This is a genomic window from Stenotrophomonas mexicanensis (assembly GCF_032911605.1).
Taxonomy (GTDB): Bacteria; Pseudomonadota; Gammaproteobacteria; order Xanthomonadales; family Xanthomonadaceae; genus Stenotrophomonas; species Stenotrophomonas maltophilia_A.
Genome location: NZ_JAWJTG010000066.1, coordinates 1 through 15,429, shown reverse-complemented (window position 1 = coordinate 15,429; position 15,429 = coordinate 1). Strand labels below are relative to the sequence as shown.

At 62.8% G+C, this 15,429-nt stretch carries 28 protein-coding genes; all 28 read right to left on the bottom strand.

What is annotated here, in order from left to right; genetic code table 11:
- Positions 1–38: 38 nt before the first annotated feature.
- Positions 39–545 carry a disulfide bond formation protein B gene (locus tag R1L06_RS19645; RefSeq protein ID WP_010483974.1) on the bottom strand — a complete coding sequence of 169 codons (507 nt, stop codon included), beginning with the start codon at positions 543–545 and terminating at the stop codon, positions 39–41.
- Positions 546–730: 185 nt separating this feature from the next.
- Complete coding sequence (rplQ, locus tag R1L06_RS19640; protein ID WP_005408217.1) at positions 731–1,114, bottom strand: 50S ribosomal protein L17; 384 nt, start codon at positions 1,112–1,114, stop codon at positions 731–733.
- A gap of 191 nt (positions 1,115–1,305) precedes the next feature.
- On the bottom strand, positions 1,306–2,304 hold the full coding sequence (locus tag R1L06_RS19635; RefSeq protein ID WP_010483975.1) for a DNA-directed RNA polymerase subunit alpha: 999 nt from the start codon (positions 2,302–2,304) through the stop codon (positions 1,306–1,308).
- Between the two features lie 55 nt (positions 2,305–2,359).
- Positions 2,360–2,989, bottom strand: a complete 630-nt coding sequence (rpsD, locus tag R1L06_RS19630; protein ID WP_004145446.1) for a 30S ribosomal protein S4 — start codon at positions 2,987–2,989, stop codon at positions 2,360–2,362.
- Positions 2,990–3,004: 15 nt separating this feature from the next.
- Positions 3,005–3,394, bottom strand: a complete 390-nt coding sequence (rpsK, locus tag R1L06_RS19625) for a 30S ribosomal protein S11 (protein WP_004145443.1) — start codon at positions 3,392–3,394, stop codon at positions 3,005–3,007.
- 11 nt (positions 3,395–3,405) lie between these two features.
- Positions 3,406–3,762 (bottom strand): 30S ribosomal protein S13, encoded by a 357-nt coding sequence (gene rpsM, locus R1L06_RS19620; protein WP_004154500.1) that lies wholly within the window; start codon positions 3,760–3,762, stop codon positions 3,406–3,408.
- 347 nt (positions 3,763–4,109) lie between these two features.
- Positions 4,110–5,477 (bottom strand): preprotein translocase subunit SecY, encoded by a 1,368-nt coding sequence (gene secY / locus R1L06_RS19615; protein WP_005408215.1) that lies wholly within the window; start codon positions 5,475–5,477, stop codon positions 4,110–4,112.
- A 7-nt stretch (positions 5,478–5,484) separates the two neighbouring features.
- Complete coding sequence (gene rplO / locus R1L06_RS19610) at positions 5,485–5,928, bottom strand: 50S ribosomal protein L15 (protein WP_004154498.1); 444 nt, start codon at positions 5,926–5,928, stop codon at positions 5,485–5,487.
- Positions 5,929–5,934: 6 nt separating this feature from the next.
- Positions 5,935–6,126: a 50S ribosomal protein L30 gene (rpmD, locus tag R1L06_RS19605; protein WP_004145412.1), complete on the bottom strand. Its 192-nt coding sequence runs from the start codon at positions 6,124–6,126 to the stop codon at positions 5,935–5,937.
- Positions 6,119–6,661, bottom strand: a complete 543-nt coding sequence (gene rpsE / locus R1L06_RS19600) for a 30S ribosomal protein S5 (protein ID WP_004145411.1) — start codon at positions 6,659–6,661, stop codon at positions 6,119–6,121. Before rpsE ends, rpmD begins: the two co-directional genes overlap by 8 nt.
- A 161-nt stretch (positions 6,662–6,822) precedes the next feature.
- On the bottom strand, positions 6,823–7,182 hold the full coding sequence (gene rplR, locus R1L06_RS19595) for a 50S ribosomal protein L18 (RefSeq protein ID WP_024957318.1): 360 nt from the start codon (positions 7,180–7,182) through the stop codon (positions 6,823–6,825).
- Positions 7,183–7,262: 80 nt separating this feature from the next.
- Positions 7,263–7,787 carry a 50S ribosomal protein L6 gene (gene rplF, locus R1L06_RS19590; RefSeq protein ID WP_010483977.1) on the bottom strand — a complete coding sequence of 175 codons (525 nt, stop codon included), beginning with the start codon at positions 7,785–7,787 and terminating at the stop codon, positions 7,263–7,265.
- Positions 7,788–7,805: 18 nt separating this feature from the next.
- Positions 7,806–8,204, bottom strand: coding sequence for a 30S ribosomal protein S8 (gene rpsH, locus R1L06_RS19585; RefSeq protein ID WP_005408210.1), 399 nt, complete (start codon positions 8,202–8,204; stop codon positions 7,806–7,808).
- Positions 8,205–8,462: 258 nt separating this feature from the next.
- Positions 8,463–8,768: a 30S ribosomal protein S14 gene (gene rpsN, locus R1L06_RS19580; protein WP_005408209.1), complete on the bottom strand. Its 306-nt coding sequence runs from the start codon at positions 8,766–8,768 to the stop codon at positions 8,463–8,465.
- A gap of 18 nt (positions 8,769–8,786) precedes the next feature.
- Positions 8,787–9,329, bottom strand: a complete 543-nt coding sequence (gene rplE, locus R1L06_RS19575; RefSeq protein WP_004154491.1) for a 50S ribosomal protein L5 — start codon at positions 9,327–9,329, stop codon at positions 8,787–8,789.
- An 11-nt stretch (positions 9,330–9,340) separates the two neighbouring features.
- Positions 9,341–9,658 carry a 50S ribosomal protein L24 gene (gene rplX / locus R1L06_RS19570; RefSeq protein ID WP_004154490.1) on the bottom strand — a complete coding sequence of 106 codons (318 nt, stop codon included), beginning with the start codon at positions 9,656–9,658 and terminating at the stop codon, positions 9,341–9,343.
- A gap of 16 nt (positions 9,659–9,674) precedes the next feature.
- Entirely contained in the window at positions 9,675–10,043 is a 369-nt protein-coding gene (rplN, locus tag R1L06_RS19565; protein ID WP_004145357.1) for a 50S ribosomal protein L14, read from the bottom strand.
- Positions 10,044–10,054: 11 nt separating this feature from the next.
- Positions 10,055–10,324 (bottom strand): 30S ribosomal protein S17, encoded by a 270-nt coding sequence (gene rpsQ, locus R1L06_RS19560; protein WP_004154489.1) that lies wholly within the window; start codon positions 10,322–10,324, stop codon positions 10,055–10,057.
- An 11-nt stretch (positions 10,325–10,335) separates the two neighbouring features.
- Positions 10,336–10,521 carry a 50S ribosomal protein L29 gene (gene rpmC / locus R1L06_RS19555; protein ID WP_004154487.1) on the bottom strand — a complete coding sequence of 62 codons (186 nt, stop codon included), beginning with the start codon at positions 10,519–10,521 and terminating at the stop codon, positions 10,336–10,338.
- Complete coding sequence (gene rplP, locus R1L06_RS19550) at positions 10,521–10,934, bottom strand: 50S ribosomal protein L16 (protein ID WP_004154486.1); 414 nt, start codon at positions 10,932–10,934, stop codon at positions 10,521–10,523. The genes rpmC and rplP overlap by 1 nt, the downstream gene beginning before the upstream one ends.
- 5 nt (positions 10,935–10,939) lie before the next feature.
- Positions 10,940–11,674: a 30S ribosomal protein S3 gene (gene rpsC, locus R1L06_RS19545; protein WP_004145350.1), complete on the bottom strand. Its 735-nt coding sequence runs from the start codon at positions 11,672–11,674 to the stop codon at positions 10,940–10,942.
- Between the two features lie 18 nt (positions 11,675–11,692).
- The gene (gene rplV / locus R1L06_RS19540) at positions 11,693–12,028 is read right to left on the bottom strand and encodes a 50S ribosomal protein L22 (protein WP_004145348.1); all 336 of its coding nucleotides are present in this window, start codon (positions 12,026–12,028) and stop codon (positions 11,693–11,695) included.
- 12 nt (positions 12,029–12,040) lie between these two features.
- Positions 12,041–12,310, bottom strand: coding sequence for a 30S ribosomal protein S19 (gene rpsS / locus R1L06_RS19535; RefSeq protein ID WP_004154485.1), 270 nt, complete (start codon positions 12,308–12,310; stop codon positions 12,041–12,043).
- A gap of 6 nt (positions 12,311–12,316) precedes the next feature.
- Complete coding sequence (rplB, locus tag R1L06_RS19530) at positions 12,317–13,144, bottom strand: 50S ribosomal protein L2 (RefSeq protein ID WP_004145339.1); 828 nt, start codon at positions 13,142–13,144, stop codon at positions 12,317–12,319.
- 10 nt (positions 13,145–13,154) lie between these two features.
- Positions 13,155–13,454, bottom strand: a complete 300-nt coding sequence (gene rplW / locus R1L06_RS19525) for a 50S ribosomal protein L23 (RefSeq protein WP_004145338.1) — start codon at positions 13,452–13,454, stop codon at positions 13,155–13,157.
- The gene (rplD, locus tag R1L06_RS19520; protein ID WP_004145337.1) at positions 13,451–14,056 is read right to left on the bottom strand and encodes a 50S ribosomal protein L4; all 606 of its coding nucleotides are present in this window, start codon (positions 14,054–14,056) and stop codon (positions 13,451–13,453) included. Before rplD ends, rplW begins: the two co-directional genes overlap by 4 nt.
- A 12-nt stretch (positions 14,057–14,068) precedes the next feature.
- Positions 14,069–14,719, bottom strand: a complete 651-nt coding sequence (gene rplC / locus R1L06_RS19515) for a 50S ribosomal protein L3 (RefSeq protein ID WP_004145336.1) — start codon at positions 14,717–14,719, stop codon at positions 14,069–14,071.
- Positions 14,720–14,730: 11 nt separating this feature from the next.
- Positions 14,731–15,042 carry a 30S ribosomal protein S10 gene (gene rpsJ, locus R1L06_RS19510; protein WP_005408208.1) on the bottom strand — a complete coding sequence of 104 codons (312 nt, stop codon included), beginning with the start codon at positions 15,040–15,042 and terminating at the stop codon, positions 14,731–14,733.
- Positions 15,043–15,429: the final 387 nt, after the last annotated feature.

Sequence of the window (15,429 nt, the reverse complement as noted above, 5' to 3'; positions counted from 1 at the left end):
CCCCCCCCCCCCCCCCCCCCCCCCCCCACTACCCTGCTTCAGCGCTTGACCTTGCGCAGCGACACCACCAGCGCCCACAGCGCCAGCAGCACGAACCACACGCCCGACCACATCGGCATGGTCAGGCCGAGGAAGGTCCAGTCGATGTTGCCGCAGTTGCCAGTGCCGGTCAGCACCGTGCGGAACACTTCCAGCGGCCCCATGGTCTCGCTCAGGAAGGCCAGCGGCGGGCCACAGGTGGACCCCATTTCCGGCGGCAGCATCTGCACGTAGACGTGGCGCGCGGCGATGCCGACACCCACTGCGGCGGCAATGAACGCCAGCACGCCATAGGTCGCGCGTCCGGGGCGGTTGGACGGACCATGCAGTGCACCGATCAGGAACAGCAGGCCAAGCGCAGCGAAGGCCAGGCGCTGGAAGATGCACAGCGGACACGGCTCCAGGCCCATCTTCAGCTGCAGGAAGATCGCGTAGCCAAGCAGGCCCGCGCAGATCAGGAAGCCCAGGAAGAACTGGGCGCGGAAGGGCCAGCGCAGTGGATTCATCGTCAACGCTCGAATGGATCAGGCGCCAAGCGTAACCGAGAGTGCGCGCCATTCGAACCGCCACAGGTGACGCCTGTCGGAACGGTGTGGGTCAGAGCCCTTTCCTGCAGAAAGGGATCCGCCCCCGGAAACGCAAAAGCCCGGCAGAGGCCGGGCTTTCGCTGTGTCGCATTGGAGCGGTCCGATTACTCGGCCACTTCCTCGGCCACGACCGGACGGTCAACCAGCTCGACGTAGGCCATCGGCGCGTTGTCGCCAGCGCGGAAGCCGCACTTCAGCAGACGCAGGTAGCCGCCCGGACGGTTCGCGTAGCGCGGGCCCAGGATGGTGAACAGGTTGCCCACGGCTTCGTTGTCGCGCAGGCGAGCGAAGGCCAGACGACGGTTGGCGACGGAGTCGACCTTGGCCAGGGTGATCAGCGGCTCGGCAACGCGGCGCAGTTCCTTGGCCTTCGGCAGGGTGGTCTTGATCAGCTCGTGCTTGAACAGCGAGGCAGCCATGTTCTTGAACATCGCTTCGCGGTGGGCGCTGGTACGGCTGAACTTACGGCCAGACTTCTGGTGACGCATGGTGATATTCCTTGGTTAATGATGAGACTGTGCGGATCGTTGTCGCCATCCTGGCGTTGCTGCGCGGACTGCGGTTGGTCCTGGCCACCCGTCCTGGGCGACCTGCCGCGCGAACCTGGGGTTCGTCGTGGCATGTTGTGTTGCGTTGAAGGCCCCACCGCGAACGGTGGAGCCTTCAGGCATTACCGATATCAGCCCAGCATGCCGTGGCTGGCGACACCGGCCGGCGGCCAGTTCTCCAGCTTCATGCCGAGCGACAGGCCGCGCTGAGCCAGCACTTCCTTGATCTCGGTGAGCGACTTCTTGCCCAGGTTCGGGGTCTTCAGCAGCTCCACTTCGGTCTTCTGGATCAGATCGCCGATGTAGTAGATGCTTTCAGCCTTCAGGCAGTTGGCCGAACGCACGGTCAGCTCCAGATCGTCGATCGGGCGCAGCAGCACCGGATCCACGCCGTTGTTGGCCGGCTTGGCTGCACCGCGGTCGCGGTGGGTGAAGTCACCGAACACCGACAGCTGGTCGCTGAGGATGTCGGCGGCGGTGCGCACGGCTTCCTCGGCGTCGATGGTGCCGTTGGTCTCGATATCGATGACCAGCTTGTCCAGGTCGGTACGCTGTTCGACGCGGGCCGCTTCCACGGCATAGGCGACGCGGCGGACCGGCGAGAACGAGGCATCCAGGACCAGACGGCCGATGGCACGGGTTTCTTCGTCCGGACGACGACGCGCGGCAGCCGGCTGGTAGCCGAAACCACGTTCGATCTTCAGACGCATGTTGATCGCCGTATCCTTGGTCAGGTGGCAGATCACGTGTTCGCCGTTCAGGATCTCCACATTGTGGTCGACCTTGATGTCGGCAGCGGTGACAACGCCCGGGCCCTGCTTGGACAGGGACAGGGTGGCGCTGTCGCCGGAGTGCATACGGATGGCCACGTCCTTGAGGTTCAGCAGGACTTCGAGCACGTCCTCCTGCAGACCTTCGACCGTGGTGTACTCATGCAACACGCCGTCGATTTCGACTTCCGTGATGGCGAAGCCCGGGATGGACGACAGCAGCACGCGACGCAGGGCATTACCCAGCGTATGCCCGTAACCCCGCTCCAAAGGTTCGATAACGACCTTTGCACGGGTGTCGGTAAGGCGTTCGATCTGCGGACCGCGAGGACGCAGAACCTGGTTGGCGGTAACCGTCATGTTGCGGGTTCTCCTAGTGAACCCCCGGCCGTCGCCGGGGGCTCTCCAATGTGAATTACTTCGAATACAGCTCGACGATCAGCGCTTCGTTGATGTCCGCAGGCAGATCCGAACGATCCGGAACAGCCTTGAAGATGCCGGTGAACTTGCCGGAATCCACTTCAACCCACGACGGGCTCAGGTCATGCTGGGCGGCGACGGTCAGGGCTTCCTGGACGCGCAGCTGCTTGGCAGCCTTTTCAGACAGAGCGATGGCGTCGCCAGCCTTGACCTGGTACGAAGCCAGGTTGACCGACTTGCCATTCACGGTGACGCCGCGGTGCGACACCAGCTGACGGGCAGCCGGACGGGTCACAGCGAAGCCCATGCGGTAGACGACGTTGTCCAGGCGGGTTTCCAGCAGCTGCAGCAGGTTCTCGCCGGTGTTGCCCTTCTTGGTCGAGGCCTTCTTGTAGTAGTTGCGGAACTGACGCTCCAGCAGGCCGTAGATACGCTTGACCTTCTGCTTTTCACGCAGCTGGGTGGCGTAGTCGGACAGCTTGCCCTTGCGGGCAGTGGCGCCGTGCTGGCCGGGCTTCTGCTCCAGCTTGCACTTCGAGTCCAGCGCACGCGCCGGGCTCTTCAGGGACAGGTCGGCGCCTTCGCGACGGGCGAGCTTACAGGTAGGACCGATATAACGAGCCATTTCTTATCGCTCCCTTTAGACGCGACGCTTCTTCGGCGGACGGCACCCGTTGTGCGGGATAGGCGTCACGTCGATGATGTTGGTGATCTTGTAGCCGACGTTGTTCAACGAACGCACGGCCGACTCACGGCCCGGACCCGGGCCCTTGATGCGGACTTCCAGCGACTTCACGCCGTAGTCCAGCGCAGCACGACCGGCCTTTTCAGCAGCCACCTGGGCAGCGAACGGGGTCGACTTGCGCGAACCGCGGAAGCCAGCGCCACCGGAGGTCGCCCACGACAGAGCGTTGCCCTGGCGGTCGGTGATGGTGACGATGGTGTTGTTGAACGAAGCGTGGACGTGGGCAACGCCGTCGGTGACGACGCGCTTGATCTTCTTCTTGGTCTTAGCAGCGGGCTTAGCCATTTCTCAGTCCCTTACTTCTTGATCGCCTTGCGCGGACCCTTGCGGGTGCGGGCGTTGGTACGGGTGCGCTGGCCACGCAGCGGGAGGCCACGACGGTGGCGCAGGCCGCGGTAGCAGCCCAGGTCCATCAGGCGCTTGATCGCGATGCCGATCTCACGGCGCAGATCGCCTTCCACGATGTACTTGCCGACTTCGGCGCGCAGGCGCTCGATTTCCGGCTCCGACAGATCGCGGATCTTGGTGGTCGAAGCAACGCCTGCGACTTCGCAGACCTTCTTCGAACGGGTACGGCCGATGCCGTAAATGCTTTGCAACCCGACCCAGACGTGCTTCTGGGCTGGCAGGTTGACGCCTGCAATACGCGCCATGACGCGGTTCTCCAGCTGAGTGATGGCCGACAGCGCGCCTCGGGCACGCCAATCCGGCAGGATGGATCAAAAAAGTGAACTAGCGATACTAACAAGGTTCCGGTTTACATGGAAGCCCGTGAAACCATTGGTTTCATGAACCCGGCCTGGGGAGTGTGCCCAGGCTCCGGCGCCGGATGGGGTTGGACCCGGGGTTTCCCCCGGAGCCGCCCGCGCTACTCCAGCGCGGGACCACCTCATCACACCCCCACCCGGAACCGCTGCGGGGGCCGCCCTTCGTTTGTGTGGCCGGAGTCCGCGAAGCGGAGGGACCATCACGTCAGGAAGACGAAAGTATAACAGGCCAATCAGCCGCGGGCAAAACCGCCGCGGTTGCCGCCCTTCAGGTTGGCCTTCTTCAGCAGGCTCTCGTACTGGTGGGACATCAGGTGCGCCTGCACCTGGGCGATGAAGTCCATCACCACCACCACCACGATCAGCAGCGAAGTACCACCGAAGTAGAACGAGGCGTTCAGCTGCGTGCGCATCAGTTCCGGCAGCAGGCAGACGATCACCAGGTAGGCCGAGCCGGCCGCGGTCAGGCGGGTCAGCACGCCGTCGATGTAGTCGGCAGTGGCCTTGCCCGGACGGATGCCCGGAATCAGCGCGCCCGACTTCTTCAGGTTGTCGGCGGTTTCCTGCGAGTTGAACACCAGCGCGGTATAGAAGAACGCGAAACCGGTGATCAGCGCAGCGAACACGATCATGTGCAGCGGCTCGCCCGGGCCGAGCGCGTTGGCGACCTTCTGCAGGACCTGGCCGAAGCTGCTCTGGTTGGCAGCCTGGCCGGACCACATGGCCAGGGTGGCCGGGAAGGCCAGCAGGCTCGAGGCGAAGATCGCCGGGATGACGCCGGCCATGTTGAGCTTCAGCGGCAGGAACGAGGTCTGGTTCATGTACGCGTTGCGACCGCCCTGGCGGCGCGCGTAGTTGACCGTGATCCGGCGCTGGCCACGCTCGACGAACACCACGAAGAAGGTGAAGGCGAGCACGACGATGGCGATCAGCAGCAGCTGGATGAACTGGATGTTGCCGTCGCGGTAGGCGTCGAAGGTGTGGATGATCGCACCCGGCAGGCCAGCGACGATACCGGCGAAGATGATCAGCGACACGCCATTGCCGATGCCGCGCTCGGTGACCTGCTCACCGACCCACATCAGGAACATGGTGCCGGCGGTCAGCGCGACCACGGCGGTGAGCACGAAGCCCATGCCCGGCGCGTACACGACCGGAGCGCCCGACGGCGAGACCTGGCCCTGCAGGGCCAGTGCGATCGAGCCACCCTGCACCACTGCCAGCAGCACGGCGCCGATGCGCGAATACTGGGTGATCTTGCGGCGGCCGGACTCACCTTCCTTCTGCATCGCCTTCAGGGCGGGGAAGATGTGCACGGCCAGCTGCATCACGATCGATGCCGAAATGTACGGCATCACGTTCAGCGCGAAGATGCTGAAACGGTGCAGGGCGCCGCCCGAGAACATGTTGAACATGTCCACGATGCCGCCGCCCTGCTGTTGCATCATGGCAAGCATGGCATCGGGATTGACGCCCGGCACCGGCACGTAGCAGCCGATGCGATAGACGATCAAAGCCCCGACGACGAACAGCAAACGTTGGCGAAGTTCAGTGAACTTGCCCATTCCGCCCGCGAGGTTACCGATGCCAGCTTGCGCCATGATTTTCTTACTCCGTTACGCTGCCGCCGGCAGCTTCGATCGCAGCCTTGGCACCAGCCGTGGCAGCGATACCCTTCAGGGTGAACGCCTTGGTCACTTCGCCCTTGACGACGACCTTGGCCTTCTTTGCAGTGCTCGGGACCAGCTTGGCAGCACGCAGGGCGGCGAAGTCGATCTCACCGGCCGGCAGCTTGTCCAGCGCGTACAGCAGCACTTCAGCGGTGTCCTTGGCGATCGGCGAACGGAAGCCGATCTTCGGCAGACGACGCTGCATGGGGGTCTGGCCGCCTTCGAAGCCAGCCTTGATCTTGCCGCCACCCTTACGGGCGAACGAACCCTTGTGGCCGCGGCCGGCAGTCTTGCCCAGGCCCGAGCCGATACCGCGACCGACGCGGGTGCGCTCGGTGCGGGCGCCCGGTGCCGGGCTCAGTTCATTGAGACGCAGAGTCATGATCGATTACTCCTCAACCTTGACGAGGTAGTGAACGGTGTTGATCAGACCGCGAACCTGCGGGCTGTCCTTCAGTTCACGCACATCGTTGAGCTTGTTCAGACCCAGAGCACGCACCGACAGGCGGTGACGCGACTGAGCACCACGCAGGCCGCGCACCAGGCGCACCTTCACAGTCTTGTTGGACTCATTAGCCATGGTTGAGTTCCTCCACCTTCTTGCCGCGCTTGGCCGCGATGCGAGCCGGCGACTGCGCAGCAGACAGGCCCTTCACGGTGGCACGCACCAGGTTGATCGGGTTGCGCGAACCGGTGGCCTTGGCCAGCACGTTCTTCACGCCAACGGCTTCCAGCACGGCGCGCATGGCACCGCCGGCGATGACGCCGGTACCTTCCGAAGCCGGCTGCATGAACACGCGGGCTGCGCCGTGACCATCCTTGATGGTGTGCCACAGGGTGCCGTTGTTCAGGTCAACGCTGACCAGGTTCTTGCGGGCCTGTTCCATCGACTTCTGGATGGCGACCGGCACTTCGCGGGCCTTGCCATAGCCGAAACCGACCTTGCCTTCGCCGTCGCCGACCACGGTCAGGGCGGTGAAGGTGAACTGGCGGCCACCCTTGACGGTCTTGCTGACGCGGTTGACCGCGACCAGCTTTTCGATCATGCCGTCGTCGACTTTCTCTTCGCGGTTACGGTCGCGATCGCGACCCCGCTGCTGACGCTCTTCTGCCATTTTGATTCCTTGGTAGTTTGGGTATGTACGGCTCGGGGCCGCTTATGGTTGTGGAATGTCGCGTTGTTCCGGTGGGCCACTGCAGAAGAGTGGCGCCGTCCAGCCTCACTCAGGCGGGCGAGCAGGCGGGCAGGAGACCACAGGTCCCCTGCCCTTATCCCTTAGAACTGCAGGCCGGCTTCGCGGGCGGCTTCTGCCAGGGCCTTGATGCGGCCGTGGTAGCGGTAGCCCGAACGATCGAAGGCAACCTTCTCGACGCCGGCGGCCTTGGCGCGCTCAGCGACGATACGGCCGACCTTGGCGGCGGCGTCGGCGTTCTTGCCGTTCTTCAGGCCTTCCATGACGTCGGTCTGGGTGGTGTTGGCAGCAGCCAGCACCTTGGAACCGTCGGCGGTGAAGACCTGGGCGTACAGGTGCTGGCCGGTGCGCAGCACCGACAGGCGGGCGACGCCGAGCTCACGGATGTGGGCGCGGGTCGACTTGGCGCGACGCAGGCGGGCGATGTTCTTGTTCATTTTGATTATTCCTTGAAAGCTGAAGGTTGGGCTTTTCCCTGAGGAGTCCGCACTAGGATGTGCGGGCTCTTGCGAGGGACTCGCACTTACGCCTTCTTGGCTTCCTTACGGATGATGACTTCGTCGGAGTACTTCACGCCCTTGCCCTTGTACGGCTCCGGCTTGCGGAACGCACGGATCTTGGCGGCAACTTCACCGACGACCTGCTTGTCAGCGCCCTGGACCAGGATCTCGGTCTGGGTCGGGGTGGTGATGGTGATGCCTTCCGGCGCCACGAACACGACCGGGTGCGAGAAGCCCAGCGACAGGCTCAGGTCCTTGCCCTGCATGGCAGCGCGGTAACCCACGCCGACCAGCTCCAGCTTGCGCTCGAAGCCTTCGGACACGCCCTTGACCATGTTGGCCAGGATCGCACGCACGGTGCCGGTCAGTGCGACCAGCTCGGCGTTCTCGGTGCTCAGGGTGGCAACGCCGTTGTCGACGTTGATGGCAATACCGGCCGGCTTGGCCAGCGACAGGGAACCCTTCGGGCCCTTGGCGGTGACGCTGTCCGACTGGACGTTCAGTTCAACCTTACCCAGGTCGATCGGCTTCTTGGCTACGCGGGACATAGTTCTACTCCTTTCGCCTTAGGCCACGAAGCACAGGACTTCGCCGCCGACGCCCAGCTGGCGCGCCTGCGCATCAGTCATGATGCCCTTGGAGGTGGAAATGATGGAGATACCCAGGCCGTTCATGACCTTCGGCAGCTCGCTCTTGCCGCGGTACTGGCGCAGGCCCGAACGCGAGAAGCGCTTCAGGGTCGCGATGACCGGCTTGCCTTCGAAATACTTCAGCACGATTTCCAGCTCGGACTTGTTGTTTTCCAGCTGGGTCACGCGCAGGTCGGTGATGTAACCCTCGTCCTTCAGGACCTGGGCGATCGCAACCTTGATCTTGGACGACGGGGCTTTCACCGTCTGCTTGCCAACCGCGGCCGCATTCTTGATGCGGACCAGCAGGTCGGCGATGGGATCAGTCATGCTCATATGAGTACCTTTGAGTGCACCGATATCCGCTTTCGCGAAAATCTGTTGTCTCCTGGAAACGGGCCAGGTCCCTTGATGCAGCGGGCCAGGGGCCCACTCCTACAACCCCGTTTGCACAGGGCAAGACGCGGGAGTATACGCCAAAAGAGCCCGGCTTGCGCCGGGCTCTTCGGTTTTTTTGCGTCGGGAAAGCTGAATGCCTCCCCTGCCCGGTTCAGGAACCCCCGAAGGGGCGCCTGATCGCAGGGCCGGCTGGGATTACCAGCTGGCCTTGCGCAGACCCGGGACGTCGCCGCGCATGGTGGCTTCACGCAGCTTGTTACGGCCCAGGCCGAACTTGCTGTAGACGCCACGCGGACGACCCGACAGCTCGCAACGGTTGCGCTGGCGGCTCGGCGACGAATCGCGCGGCAGCTTGGCCAGCTTGGTTGCGGCGTCGATCTTCTCTTCGTAGGTCGCGTCCACGGAGGACACGATCTTCTTCAGAGCTGCACGCTTTTCAGCGTACTTCTTTGCCAGCTTTTCCCGCTTGATGTCGCGGTTGACCATGGAGGTCTTTGCCATTTCGGTTTCCTCGACAGATCAGTTACGGAACGGGAACTTGAACGCTGCCAGCAGCGCCTTCGCTTCCGCGTCGGTCTTCGCAGTGGTGGTGATGGCGATATCCATACCGCGGATCGCGTCGACGGCGTCGAAGTCGATTTCCGGGAAGATGATCTGCTCCTTCACACCCATGTTGAAGTTGCCGCGGCCGTCGAAGGAACGACCGGAAACACCACGGAAGTCGCGCACGCGCGGCAGCGAGATGTTGATCAGGCGATCCAGGAACTCGTACATCTTGTGGCGACGCAGCGTGGTCTTGCAGCCGATCGGCCAACCATCGCGGATCTTGAACGACGCAACCGACACACGCGACTTGGTGACAACCGGCTTCTGGCCGGAAATCTTGGTCATGTCGCCGACGGCGTTTTCCAGGATCTTCTTGTTGGTGGCCGCTTCGCCGACACCCATGTTCAGGGTGACCTTGACCAGCTTCGGCACTTCCATCGGATTGGTGTAGCCGAACTGCTTCATCAGCGCCGGCACCACTTCGTCCTTGTAGAACTTTTCGAGACGGGAACTCATCTTCTCATTCCTCAGGCGTCGAGCGCCTCACCGCTGGAGCGGAACACACGCAGTTTGCGTCCATCCTCCAGCACCTTGAAGCCAACGCGTTCGCCCTTGCCCGAAGCCGGGTTCAGAACATTCACGTTGGAGATATGGATCGAAGCTTCGCGCTCGACCACGCCGCCGGCAACACCTGCCTGCGGGTTCGGCTTGGTGTGGCGCTTGACGATGTTCACGTTGGCGACGACCACACGGTCGCCGTCGACGCGGACGACTTCGCCCTGCTTGCCCTTGTCCTTGCCAGCGTTGACGACAACCTGGTCGCCCTTCTTGATACGGTTAGCCATGATTATCTCCTGTCGCTCACAGCACTTCGGGAGCGAGCGAGACGATCTTCATGAACTTCTCCGAACGAAGTTCACGGGTCACCGGCCCGAAGATACGGGTACCGATCGGCTCCTGCTTGCTGTTCAGCAGAACGGCAGCGTTGCCGTCGAAGCGGATCAGCGAGCCGTCGGCGCGACGCACACCCTTGCGGGTACGCACCACGACGGCGTCATACACTTCACCCTTCTTGACCTTGCCGCGCGGAATCGCATCCTTCACGGTGACCTTGATGATGTCGCCGATGCCGGCGTAACGGCGCTTGGAACCACCCAGCACCTTGAAGCACATCACCTGCTTGGCACCCGAATTGTCCGCGACGTCAAGGTAGCTCTGCATCTGGATCATGATTCAGCTCCTTATTCAGCCGCGCGCGTGATGACTTCCACCACGCGCCAGTTCTTGGTCTTGGACATCGGAGCAATCTCGGTCACGCGGACGACATCGCCTTCCTTGCAGGCGTTGTCGGCATCGTGGGCGTGCAGCTTCGTCGAGCGCTTGATGTACTTGCCGTACAGCGCGTGCTTGACCTGACGCTCAACCAGGACGGTAACCGTCTTGTCCATCTTGTTGCTGACGACACGGCCTTCGACCGTGCGCAGCGTCTTCTTTTCAGTATTGTCGCTCATAGCGGCCATCCTTACTTCGTGCTGCCGAGCAGGGTCTTGACGCGAGCAATCTCGCGACGGACCCGGCGAATGTCGTGGGTCTTCGGCAGCTGGCCGGTGACCTGCTGCATACGGACAGAGAACTGTTCCTTACGCAGGTCGATCAGGTGGGCCTTGAGTTCGTCAGCCGACTTTTCACGGAGAGTTTTGATATCCATCAGCGCACCGTACGGGTCACGAAAGTGGTGGTGACCGAGAGCTTGGCGGCGGCCAGGCGGAACGCCTCGCGAGCCACTTCCTCGGAAACACCCTCGATTTCATAGATCATGCGGCCGGGCTGGATCTGGGCCACCCAGTATTCCACGTTGCCCTTACCAGAACCCATTCGGACTTCGATGGGCTTCTTGGTGATGGGCTTGTCGGGGAACACGCGGATCCACATCTTGCCGCCGCGCTTGACGTAGCGGCTGATCGAGCGGCGGGCCGCTTCGATCTGACGCGCGGTCAGCTGACCGTGTGCGGTTGCCTTCAGGCCGTATTCGCCGAAGCTGACAGCGTTGGCGCTCCAGCTCAGGCCATCGTTACGGCCCTTGTGTACCTTGCGGTACTTGGTTCGCTTGGGTTGCAACATTGTCGTTACCTCGCTTCACGGGCCGGGCGCTGACGGTCACCACGGTCGCCGCGATCGTGACGATCGTTGCGCGACGGGGTGTCGTCCTGCTTTTCCTGGCCAACCTGGGAGAAATCGAAGACCTCGCCCTTGTAGATCCAGACCTTGATGCCGATGATGCCGTAGGTCGTCTTGGCTTCAGCGAAGCCATAGTCGATGTCGGCACGCAGGGTGTGCAGCGGCACGCGGCCTTCGCGGTACCACTCCGAACGGGCGATTTCTGCACCGTTGAGGCGGCCACCGACGTTGACCTTGATGCCCAGGGCACCCAGACGCATCGCGTTGCCGACCGAGCGCTTCATTGCACGGCGGAACATGATGCGACGCTCCAGCTGCTGGGCGATCGACTCGGCAACGAGCTGCGCGTCCAGTTCCGGCTTGCGCACTTCGGTGACGTTGATGTGCGCCGGGACGCCCATCATCTCGCTCACTTCCTTGCGCAGCTTCTCGATGTCCTCACCGCGCTTGCCGATCACCACGCCCGGACGGGCGGTGTGGATCGTCACGCGAGCGGTCTTGGCCGGACGCTCGATCAGGATCTTGCTGATGCCGGCCTGAGCCAGCTTCTTGCGCAGCATTTCGCGCACTTTCAGGTCGGCTGCCAGGTAACCAGCGAACTCGGCCTTGTTGGCGTACCACTTGGAGTTCCAGTCCTTGGAAATGCCGAGGCGGATACCAATCGGATGAACTTTATGACCCATGGTCTTTTCCTTATCCGCTTACTTGGCGGCGCCCACAACCACAGTGATGTGGCTGGTGCGCTTGAGGATGCGGGTACCGCGGCCTTTCGCCCGCGCCATGAAACGCTTCAGGGTCGGACCTTCATCAACCATGATGGTCTGAACCTTCAGCTCGTCGACGTCGGCGCCCTGGTTGTTCTCGGCGTTGGCAATTGCCGACTCCACCACCTTCTTGATCAGGTGGGCAGCCTTCTTGTCCGAGAACTTCAGCAGGTTGACCGCACGCTCGGCCGGCAGACCGCGCACCTGGTCAGCGACCAGACGAGCCTTCTGCGGGGAGATGCGCGCAGTGCGCAGGATGGCTTTCGCTTCCATTGTCATCTCTCCTTACTTGCCCGACTTCTTGTCACCACCGTGACCCTTGAAGGTCCGGGTGATGGCAAATTCGCCGAGCTTGTGGCCGACCATGTTCTCGTTGACGAGAACCGGGATGTGGTTCTTGCCGTTATGCACGGCAATGGTGACGCCTACCATGTCAGGCAGGATCATCGAACGGCGCGACCAGGTCTTGATCGGCTTCTTGCTGCCCGCAGCGGCCTCCACCTTCTTGACGAGGTGGTGATCGACGAACGGGCCCTTCTTGAGTGAACGTGCCATGGTCGATTAGCCCCTACGATCGCGGACGATGAACTGCTGAGTGCGCTTGTTATGGCGCGTCTTGTAACCCTTGGTCGGGACACCCCACGGGGTGACCGGATGCGGATTACCCTGGCCGGCCTTCGCCTCACCACCACCGTGCGGGTGGTCAACCGGGTTCATGGCAGCACCACGAACGGTCGGGCGGACGCCGCGCCAACGCTTGGCACCGGCCTTGCCCAGCTTTTCCAGGCTGTGCTCGTCGTTGCCGACTTCGCCGATGGTGGCGCAGCACTCGACCGGAACCTTACGCATTTCACCCGAGCGCAGGCGCAGGGTGGCGTAGATGCCTTCGCGAGCCACCAGCTGCACGGCCGCACCAGCGGCGCGAGCGATCTGAGCGCCCTTGCCCGGCTTCAGTTCGATGCAGTGGATGGTGGTGCCGACCGGGATGTTGCGCAGCGGCAGGGTGTTGCCAGCCTTGATCGGGGCATCCGAACCAGCGATCACCTGATCACCAGCCTTCAGGCCCTTCGGGGCGATGATGTAGCGACGCTCACCGTCGACGTAGCACAGCAGAGCGATGTGCGCGGTGCGGTTCGGATCGTATTCGATGCGTTCCACGCGCGCCGGGATGCCCAGCTTGTTGCGCTTGAAGTCGATGATGCGGTAGTGCTGCTTGGCACCACCACCGACGTGACGCACGGTGATGCGGCCATGGTGGTTACGACCACCCGAGCGGCTCTGCGACTCGACCAGCGCAGCGTGCGGAGCACCCTTGTGCAGGTCGGGAGTGACCACGCGCACGGCCGAACGGCGGCCGGGGGAAGTGGGCTTGAATTTCATCAATGGCATGGGATGTACCTCAGGCCTTGGCCGTTACATCGATCGACTGGCCATCGGCCAGGCGAACGTACGCCTTGCGCCAATCGCCGCGGCGGCCAGCACGGTTACGGAAGGACTTGTTCTTGCCCTTGACGTTGACCACGTTGACGGCTTCGACCTTGACGTCGAACAGCTGCTCAACCGCGGCCTTTACATCGGCCTTGGTGGCTTCGTTCGAAACTTCGAAGACATACTGGTTGGAGAGTTCCTGCAGGCGCGCGGTCTTTTCGGAGACACGCGGGGCACGCAGCACGCTGAAGATTTTTTCGTTGCTGTTCATGCCAGCCACTCCTCGACCTTCTTGACCGCGTCAGCGGTGATGACGACCGTGTCGGCACCCACCAGCGAGACCGGATCCAGACCCTGGACGTCACGCACCTGCACGTACGGCAGATTGCGGGCGGACAGGTACAGGTGCTCGGACGCTTCTTCGGTGACGATCAGCGGGCGCTTGCCCACTTCCAGGCCGGCCAGCTTGGCGATCAGACCCTTCGTGTTGGTCACTTCGACGTCGAAGGACTCCACGATGGTCAGACGGCCCTGACGGTTCAGCTCGGACAGGATCGCGCACATGGCGGCACGGTACTGCTTACGATTGACCTTCTGCTCGAAGCTGCGCGGCTTGGCCGCGAAGGTGACACCGCCGCCGACGAAGATCGGAGCCGTCAGTGCGCCATGACGCGCGCCGCCGCCCTTCTGCTTCTTCGACTTCTTGGTGGTACCAGCCACTTCGGAGCGAGTCTTCTGTGCCTTGGTGCCGGCGCGACCGGCGTTGCGGTAGGCAACGACGACCTGGTGGACCAGATCTTCGCTGAAATCGCGACCGAACACGGCGTCGGAGACCGAGACCTTGTTGTTGCTACCCGTGATAACGAGTTCCATCGTCATCTCTCCTTATGCCTTGCTCGCCGGACGGACGATCACGTCGCCACCCGCCGCGCCCGGAACGGCGCCGCGAACGGCGATCAGACCGCGCTCGACGTCGACCTTGACCACTTCCAGGTTCTGGGTGCTCTGCTGCACCGCGCCCATGTGGCCCGACATCTTCTTGCCCGGGAAAACGCGACCCGGGGTCTGGCGCTGACCCAGCGAACCCGGCGCGCGATGCGACAGCGAGTTACCGTGGGTTGCATCGCCCATACGGAAGTTGTGGCGCTTGATGGTGCCCTGGAAGCCCTTACCCTTGGTGACACCCTGGACGTCGACGATCTGGCCGACTTCGAAGATGTCCGCCTTGACTTCGCCGCCAACGGCGAAATCGCCGAGCTGCGCGTCTTCAACGCGGAATTCCCACAGGCCACGACCCGCTTCCACCTTCGCCTTGGCGAAGTGGCCGGCTTCCGGCTTGTTGACCAGGGCAGCGCGACGCGCGCCGACGGTCACCTGCACGGCGCTGTAGCCGTCGGTTTCGACGGTCTTGATCTGCGCGATGCGGTTCGGGGTTGCTTCGATCAGGGTCACCGGGATGGAGCGGCCATCTTCAGTGAACACGCGGCTCATGCCAGCCTTGCGGCCCACGAAGCCCAACGAATACTTCTTCGTCATGGTCGTAGTCCTCAGGTCAGCTTGATCTGAACGTCGACGCCGGCAGCCAGTTCGAGCTTCATCAGCGCGTCCACGGTCTTGTCATTCGGGTCAACGATATCGAGCACGCGCTTGTGCGTGCGGGTCTCGTACTGGTCACGCGCGTCCTTGTCGACGTGCGGGGAAACGAGAACGGTGTAACGCTCGATCTTGGTCGGCAGCGGGATCGGGCCACGCACTTGCGCGCCGGTCCGCTTTGCCGTTTCAACGATCTCGCTGGCCGAACGGTCGATCAGACGATGATCAAACGCTTTCAGCCGGATCCGGATCTTTTGGTCCGCCATGGCGGTAGGTTCCTTCGTTAAAAGAGCGACAGACAAAGCCTCTGGGTTGCTTTGTCCCATGAAATTCCTGAATACGGACGACCCACAGTCCTGCAGGCCGCCAAGGTCACTCCATAGACCTCAAAAACGTAGGCAGACCAGTTACCCGGCCTGCCCAGACGTAGAAGCATAATGGCACGCAAGGCAGCTGTCAACAGTCGCCTGTTGACGCCGCCTGAATGGCATTGACCCTTCCTGGTCCGGGGAACACAAGGCACATCCTGTGCCTGCTTTCCCATTTGATACGCCCCGATGCCCTACCCAGGCAACATCGGGGCGCAGATACTACCAGATTACTCGATGATCTTCGAGACCACGCCGGCGCCGACGGTACGGCCGCCTTCGCGG

What these genes read in the sequence shown, in the direction of transcription:
- rplQ (WP_005408217.1), bottom strand. Translation starts at nt 1,114, where the DNA reads ATGCGTCACCAGAAGTCTGGCCGTAAGTTCAGCCGTACCAGCGCCCAC.
- rpsE (WP_004145411.1), bottom strand. Translation starts at nt 6,661, where the DNA reads ATGGCAGAAGAGCGTCAGCAGCGGGGTCGCGATCGCGACCGTAACCGC.
- rpmD (WP_004145412.1), bottom strand. Translation starts at nt 6,126, where the DNA reads ATGGCTAATGAGTCCAACAAGACTGTGAAGGTGCGCCTGGTGCGCGGC.
- R1L06_RS19645 (WP_010483974.1), bottom strand. Translation starts at nt 545, where the DNA reads ATGAATCCACTGCGCTGGCCCTTCCGCGCCCAGTTCTTCCTGGGCTTC.
- rpsD (WP_004145446.1), bottom strand. Translation starts at nt 2,989, where the DNA reads ATGGCTCGTTATATCGGTCCTACCTGTAAGCTCGCCCGTCGCGAAGGC.
- rpsQ (WP_004154489.1), bottom strand. Translation starts at nt 10,324, where the DNA reads ATGAGCGACAATACTGAAAAGAAGACGCTGCGCACGGTCGAAGGCCGT.
- rplC (WP_004145336.1), bottom strand. Translation starts at nt 14,719, where the DNA reads ATGACGAAGAAGTATTCGTTGGGCTTCGTGGGCCGCAAGGCTGGCATG.
- rpsK (WP_004145443.1), bottom strand. Translation starts at nt 3,394, where the DNA reads ATGGCTAAGCCCGCTGCTAAGACCAAGAAGAAGATCAAGCGCGTCGTC.
- rplN (WP_004145357.1), bottom strand. Translation starts at nt 10,043, where the DNA reads ATGATCCAGATGCAGAGCTACCTTGACGTCGCGGACAATTCGGGTGCC.
- rpsH (WP_005408210.1), bottom strand. Translation starts at nt 8,204, where the DNA reads ATGAGCATGACTGATCCCATCGCCGACCTGCTGGTCCGCATCAAGAAT.
- rplE (WP_004154491.1), bottom strand. Translation starts at nt 9,329, where the DNA reads ATGAGTTCCCGTCTCGAAAAGTTCTACAAGGACGAAGTGGTGCCGGCG.
- rpsN (WP_005408209.1), bottom strand. Translation starts at nt 8,768, where the DNA reads ATGGCAAAGACCTCCATGGTCAACCGCGACATCAAGCGGGAAAAGCTG.
- rplF (WP_010483977.1), bottom strand. Translation starts at nt 7,787, where the DNA reads ATGTCCCGCGTAGCCAAGAAGCCGATCGACCTGGGTAAGGTTGAACTG.
- rplW (WP_004145338.1), bottom strand. Translation starts at nt 13,454, where the DNA reads ATGAACAGCAACGAAAAAATCTTCAGCGTGCTGCGTGCCCCGCGTGTC.
- rpsS (WP_004154485.1), bottom strand. Translation starts at nt 12,310, where the DNA reads ATGGCACGTTCACTCAAGAAGGGCCCGTTCGTCGATCACCACCTCGTC.
- rplP (WP_004154486.1), bottom strand. Translation starts at nt 10,934, where the DNA reads ATGTTGCAACCCAAGCGAACCAAGTACCGCAAGGTACACAAGGGCCGT.
- rplD (WP_004145337.1), bottom strand. Translation starts at nt 14,056, where the DNA reads ATGGAACTCGTTATCACGGGTAGCAACAACAAGGTCTCGGTCTCCGAC.
- rpsC (WP_004145350.1), bottom strand. Translation starts at nt 11,674, where the DNA reads ATGGGTCATAAAGTTCATCCGATTGGTATCCGCCTCGGCATTTCCAAG.
- rpsM (WP_004154500.1), bottom strand. Translation starts at nt 3,762, where the DNA reads ATGGCGCGTATTGCAGGCGTCAACCTGCCAGCCCAGAAGCACGTCTGG.
- R1L06_RS19635 (WP_010483975.1), bottom strand. Translation starts at nt 2,304, where the DNA reads ATGACGGTTACCGCCAACCAGGTTCTGCGTCCTCGCGGTCCGCAGATC.
- rplX (WP_004154490.1), bottom strand. Translation starts at nt 9,658, where the DNA reads ATGGCTAACCGTATCAAGAAGGGCGACCAGGTTGTCGTCAACGCTGGC.
- rplV (WP_004145348.1), bottom strand. Translation starts at nt 12,028, where the DNA reads ATGGAAGCGAAAGCCATCCTGCGCACTGCGCGCATCTCCCCGCAGAAG.
- rplO (WP_004154498.1), bottom strand. Translation starts at nt 5,928, where the DNA reads ATGACTCTGCGTCTCAATGAACTGAGCCCGGCACCGGGCGCCCGCACC.
- rpmC (WP_004154487.1), bottom strand. Translation starts at nt 10,521, where the DNA reads ATGGATATCAAAACTCTCCGTGAAAAGTCGGCTGACGAACTCAAGGCC.
- rplB (WP_004145339.1), bottom strand. Translation starts at nt 13,144, where the DNA reads ATGCCATTGATGAAATTCAAGCCCACTTCCCCCGGCCGCCGTTCGGCC.
- rpsJ (WP_005408208.1), bottom strand. Translation starts at nt 15,042, where the DNA reads ATGGCGGACCAAAAGATCCGGATCCGGCTGAAAGCGTTTGATCATCGT.
- secY (WP_005408215.1), bottom strand. Translation starts at nt 5,477, where the DNA reads ATGGCGCAAGCTGGCATCGGTAACCTCGCGGGCGGAATGGGCAAGTTC.